This is a genomic window from Streptomyces sp. NPDC001985, assembly GCF_040296845.1.
Classification (GTDB): domain Bacteria; phylum Actinomycetota; class Actinomycetes; order Streptomycetales; family Streptomycetaceae; genus Streptomyces.
Genome location: NZ_JBEOYB010000156.1, coordinates 1 through 5,596 on the forward strand (window position 1 = coordinate 1; position 5,596 = coordinate 5,596).

General features: G+C 70.7%; 5 protein-coding genes. 2 read left to right on the forward strand and 3 right to left on the reverse strand.

The genetic code is table 11. The features are described 5' to 3' along the window. Positions 1-52: 52 nt before the first annotated feature. The 3 genes from ABT122_RS33090 to clpS form a co-directional block, all read right to left on the reverse strand. Entirely contained in the window at positions 53-1,519 is a 1,467-nt protein-coding gene (locus tag ABT122_RS33090; protein WP_351559820.1) for an amino acid permease, read from the reverse strand. Between the two features lie 497 nt (positions 1,520-2,016). Next, a complete protein-coding gene (locus ABT122_RS33095) occupies positions 2,017-2,610 on the reverse strand; it encodes a DUF2017 domain-containing protein (protein WP_351559822.1) in 594 nt (197 codons plus the stop codon). Further along, the gene (clpS, locus tag ABT122_RS33100; RefSeq protein ID WP_351559824.1) at positions 2,610-2,924 is read right to left on the reverse strand and encodes an ATP-dependent Clp protease adapter ClpS; all 315 of its coding nucleotides are present in this window, start codon (positions 2,922-2,924) and stop codon (positions 2,610-2,612) included. Before clpS ends, ABT122_RS33095 begins: the two co-directional genes overlap by 1 nt. A 138-nt stretch (positions 2,925-3,062) precedes the next feature. Here clpS and ABT122_RS33105 point away from each other — a divergent pair, with 138 nt between their 5' ends. Together ABT122_RS33105 and ABT122_RS33110 are read left to right on the forward strand one after the other, a co-directional pair. Next, positions 3,063-4,391: a nicotinate phosphoribosyltransferase gene (locus ABT122_RS33105; protein WP_351559826.1), complete on the forward strand. Its 1,329-nt coding sequence runs from the start codon at positions 3,063-3,065 to the stop codon at positions 4,389-4,391. 150 nt (positions 4,392-4,541) lie between these two features. Continuing rightward, positions 4,542-5,129, forward strand: coding sequence for an isochorismatase family protein (locus tag ABT122_RS33110; RefSeq protein ID WP_351559828.1), 588 nt, complete (start codon positions 4,542-4,544; stop codon positions 5,127-5,129). The last annotated feature ends 467 nt before the right edge of the window (positions 5,130-5,596 follow it).

A 5,596-nucleotide genomic window follows, 5' to 3' on the forward strand; every position in this document is an offset into this window, starting at 1 on the left:
ACCGGAGTCCGGTACGCGCCCGCCCGCCGCGGGTGCCGGGGCGTGTCGCGGGTCAGCGCTTCACGAACGCCGCTCCCCGCGGGTTGCGCTTCTTCAGCACCAGATACGACACGCCGAGGATCAGGGCCCAGACGGGCGCGCAGTACAGCGAGATCCTGGCGTCCTTGTCGATGCCCATCAGCACGACCACCATGCCGATGAACAGGAGCGCGAACCAGCTGGTGTACGGCGCGCCGGGGGCCTTGAAGGTGGACTGGGGAAGCTCGCCCCGGTCGGCCTTGGCGCGGTAGCGGATCTGGCTGACGAGGATCATCACCCAGGCCCACATGCCGGAGATGGTGGCGAAGGAGACGATCTTGTTGAAGGCCTCACCGGGCCACTGGTAGTTGATCCAGACACCGATCAGCATCAGGCCGGCCGAGAAGGTGGTGCCGAGCAGCGGGATGCCGTTCCTGGTGAGCCTGGTGAAGAACTTCGGGCCCTGGCTGTTGAGCGCGAGGTCGCGCAGCATCCGGCCGGTGGAGTACATGCCCGAGTTGCAGGAGGACAGCGCGGCGGTGAGGACGACGAAGTTCACGATGGCCGCGCCGGTCTGGAGGCCCATCTCGTCGAAGGCGGCGACGAAGGGCGAGACACCGGGCTGGAAGTTGGTCCAGGAGACCACCGACAGAATCATGATCAGCGCGCCGATGTAGAAGACGGCGATCCGCACGGGCACGGTGTTGATGGCCTTCGGCAGGTTCTTCTCGGGGTCCTTGGACTCACCGGCCGTGACACCGACCAGCTCGACCGCGAGGAAGGCGAACATCACGATCTGGAGGGTCATCAGCGTGCCGCCGATGCCCTTGGGGAAGAAGCCGCCGTCGTCCCAGAGCAGGCTGACGGAGGCGGTGTCGCCGGCGTCGGAGAAGCCGAGGGTGAGGATGCCGAGACAGATGAGGATCATGCCGATGATCGCGGTGACCTTGACCATCGAGAACCAGAACTCCAGCTCGCCGAAGAGCTTCACGGAGATCAGGTTCGCGCCGTAGAGGATGATCGTGAAGGCCAGCGCGGAGATCCACTGGGGGACGTCGAACCAGTACGTCATATAGCTGGCGGCGGCGGTGACCTCGGTCATCCCGGTGACGACCCAGAAGAGCCAGTAGGTCCAGCCGGTGACGAAGCCGGCGAAGGGGCCGATGAACTCCCGCGCGTACTCGGAGAACGAGCCGGCGACCGGGCGGTACATGAGCAGCTCGCCGAGGGCGCGCATGATGAAGAAGATGACCACGCCCGCGATGGCGTAGGCCAGGATGAGGCTGGGTCCGGCCTTGGAGATGCCCTTGCCCGCGCCGAGGAAGAGACCGGTGCCGATCGCTCCGCCGATCGCGATCATCTGGATCTGCCGGGCGTTGAGCGCCCGGTGGTAACCCTGGTCCTCCGGCGGACCTCCGGCGGTGCCGGTGGTCGTGTCGACGGGCCCCGCGACACCCTTGCCGTCGTGCCCGTCATCCTTGCCGACCTGCACTGAGGTCATGGTGGTGCGCCCTTTCTCCATGCGGACCCGCGCCCGCTGCGGCTGGCGCGCGGATGCGGATCAGGTCCTGATCCCCCCGGATACGGATGGAGTGCCACCGGCGATCCGCCGGCTCAAGCGCCCCCAGGGGCATGGGTGGCGCCCCTGGCGGTCGTGAAGATTTATCACGGTGACCACGGAGATCATCGGGCAATAGTGTGGCGTGCACCACAAAGATAAGCGGACAAATAACGCACGGCACGACAGAGCGTCCAAGCGTGGTGACGTGATCGTTATCCGGATTTGAGCGTCCGCTGAGCGTCCGCCGGAGCCCTCCACACGAGCCCCACAGGATGTCCATACAGGTCCGAAAGGGCGGGAAAGTCCACCGGAGACCCATCGGAAGCCCCACCCGGCGGACCGGGCGGGGCGGAGGGAAGGGGGCGGGCCACCCAGGGGCCGCTCGGGGGCCGTTCAGGGCCCGCTCGGGGGTCCGTCGGGGGTCCGTCGGGGGCCGTTCAGGGCATGAGGGTCTCGACCAGGGTCTCCTGGAGCACCCCGAGCCAGAGATAGGCCATCACCATCGGCTTGCGCGGATCGGTGTCCGGCAGCCGGTAGAGCGTGTCGGCCTCGTCCTCGTCGCCGACCTCCAGCCGGGTGCCGATGGTCAGCCGGAGGTCGTTGAGCGCCCGGAGCCAGTGGGCGCTGTCGTCGGCGGTCAGCCGCAGCACCGCGCCGCCCTCGCCGTCCACCGTGAGGCCGTCGAGGCCGCGCACCACCGCCACCGCGTCGTCGCGCTTGTGGGCCCGGAGGTCGTTCTCGGTGAAGCGCCGGAACTCGGAGGACGCGGCCCGCTGCTCCTCGTCGGGCCTCTCCGTGCCGGGGCCGGAGTACGCGTCCGGGAAGAGGCGGGCGAGCGCGGGGTCGGAGGGCGCCTCGCTGGGCCCCTCGGCGAAGAGGGCGGCGAGCGGATCCTCGCCCTCTGCGGGCGTCTCGCCCGGTCCGATCAGTTCGAGGAGCTGGACGGCGAGCGAGCGCAGGATGGAGATCTCGACCTCGTCGAGCGCGATGGCCGCGCCGCCGCCGGGGACCGGCTCGAAGTGTCCCGGCATCAGGTGCGGTCCTGCGACAGGGTCGCCCACAGCCCGTAGCCGTGCATCGCCTGCACGTCGCGCTCCATCTCCTCGCGGCTGCCGCTGGAGACCACGGCCCGTCCCTTGTGGTGGACGTCGAGCATCAGTTTGCGCGCCTTGTCCTTGGAGTAACCGAAATACGCCTGGAAGACGTAGGTCACATAGCTCATCAGATTCACGGGATCGTTGTGGACGAGCGTCACCCACGGCACGTCGGGCTCGGGAACGGCGAAGGTCTCCTCGGCCGATTCGGGACGTTCGATCTCTGTGGGAGCAACACTCACCTGATCCATGCTGCCACTCGGGGAGCCCCCGCGCATAAACGGTCACCCCATCTCGTCACTCTGACGAAATGTGGGGTAGCATCCTGGCCATGGCTGGATCGCCCGGGTTCTCCGGGCACCCGACGCGAAAGTGCGAGGCTGAGTGCCGTGAACACCGCTGACCTGGGACTGCCGGTGGACGTCCCGTCCACCGCCCTCTTCACCGACCAGTACGAGTTCACGATGGTCCAGGCGGCCCTGCGCGCCGGCACCGCCGGGCGCCGTTCCGTCTTCGAGGTCTTCACCCGGCGGCTGCCCGAGGGGCGGCGGTACGGGGTCGTCGCGGGCACCGGGCGGGTACTCGACGCGGTGGAGAACTTCCGCTTCGACGCCGGCGTGCTGGGGTTCCTGCGCGAGCGGGGGATCGTGGACGAGCCGACGCTGGAGTGGCTCGCCTCCTACCGCTTCCGCGGGGACATCCAGGGGTACCCGGAGGGCGAGGTCTACTTCCCCGGCTCCCCGCTGCTGCGGGTCGAGGGCACCTTCGCGGAGTGCGTGCTGCTGGAGACCGTGATCCTCTCCATCCTCAACCACGACTCGGCGATCGCCGCGGCGGCCTCCCGGATGTCCGCCGCGGCGGGCGGGCGCCGGCTGATCGAGATGGGCGCCCGGCGCACCCATGAGCTGGCCGCGGTCGCCTCGGCCCGCGCCGCCTACGTCGGCGGCTTCGACTCCACCTCCGACCTCGCGGCCGGGTTCCGCTACTCGATCCCGACCGTCGGCACCAGCGCCCACGCCTTCACCCTGCTGCACGACAGCGAGCGCGACGCCTTCCGGGCCCAGGTGGACTCCCTCGGCCGCTCCACCACCCTGCTGGTGGACACCTACGACGTGGCCGAGGCCGTCCGTACCGCCGTGGAGATCGCGGGCCCGGGGCTCGGCGCCGTACGGATCGACTCGGGCGATCTCCTCCTCGTCGCCCACCGGGTGCGGCAGCAGCTCGACGAGCTGGGCGCGCGCGACACCAGGATCACCGTCACCTCCGATCTGGACGAGTACGCCATCGCCTCGCTGGCCGCCGCTCCGGTGGACGCGTACGGGGTGGGCACCCAGCTGGTGACCGGCAGCGGGCACCCCACCTGCTCGATGGTCTACAAGCTGGTCGCCCGGGCCCGCTCGGGCGAGTCCGGGGCGCCGCTGGAGCCGGTGGCGAAGAAGTCCCTGGGCGCGAAGTCCTCCCTCGGGGGCCGCAAGTGGGCCGCCCGGCGGCTGGACGCGGACGGGGTCGCGGAGGCCGAGATCGTGGGCCTCGGGGCCGTACCGCCGGAGCTGGCCGGCCGGCAGCTCCTGGTGGAGCTGGTCAGGGGCGGGGAGATCGTGGGGCGGGAGCCGCTGGACGCGGCCCGGCAGCGGCACATCGAGGCACGGGCGGGGCTGCCGATGTCCGCCATTCAGCTCTCCCGGGGGGAGCCGGTGCTGCCCACCGAGTATGTGTGAAGCGGCTGTGCGCGGTAAGGCTCACCCGTGCGCCGCCCTCGCGCCCCGCGCCGCCCGGGGAGGCCCTCCCGTGCGACGGCGGGAGTCTCTAGGCTCGGTACACACCAAGGGCCCCGCACCCGTCGCCCCGCTCTACGAAGGACAGCCGCCATGCACCGCGCCTTGATCGTCGTCGACGTTCAGAACGACTTCTGCGAAGGCGGCAGCCTCGCGGTCTCGGGAGGTGCCGAGGTCGCCGCCGCCATCACCGACCTGATCGGCCAGACCGTGCCCGCGGGCTACCGCCATGTGATCGCCACCCGCGACCACCACATCGACCCCGGCGACCACTTCTCCGACACCCCGGACTACGAGACCAGCTGGCCGCGCCACTGCGTCGCGGGGACGGAGGGGGTGGGGTTCCACCCGAACTTCGCGCCGGCGGTGGCGTCGGGGGCGATCGACGCGGTGTTCGACAAGGGGGAGTACGAGGCCGCCTACAGCGGGTTCGAGGGCACGGACGAGAACGGGGTGACGCTGGCGCGGTGGCTGCGGGACCACGAGGTGACCGAGGTGGATGTGGTGGGCATCGCCACGGACCACTGCGTCCGCGCGACGGCGCTGGACGCGGTGCGGGAGGGGTTCGCCACGCAGGTGCTGCTGGATCTGACGGCGGCGGTGTCGGGGGAGCGGGCGGAGCGGGTGGTGGAGGAGCTGCGCTCGGCGGGCGTGACCATCTCGGGCAAGCCCCTCACCTGACGCCCCCCGCGCCGCGGTGCGCACCGCACCGTGCGGGGACCTGTGGCACAGGGTCCGTCCTCAAACGCCGGACAGGCTGGATTTGCCGGACCGACCGGAATCGCTCAGGGCACCCGTGGCCGAGGGTCCGTCCTCAAACGCCGGACAGGCTGGATTTGCCGGGCCGACCGGAATCGCTCAGGGCGCCCGTGGCCGAGGGTCCGTCCTCAAGCGCCGGACGGGCTGGGATTCGCGGGGCGCGGGGTCTGTCCTCACACTCCCCCCTGAGCTGCCTCTGGGAGGCGGCCCCGGGCGCGCTGAGGCGGCTCCGCGCCGGTGATCAAGCCCGCACCACCCCAGCCCCGCCGACGATTGAGCGCACCACCCCAGCCCCGCCGACGATTGAGCGCACCACCCCAGCCCCGCCGGCGATTGAGGCGCGGGGGTTCGGGGGCCCGCCCCCCACCGTGGCCCGCAACCCACCCGGC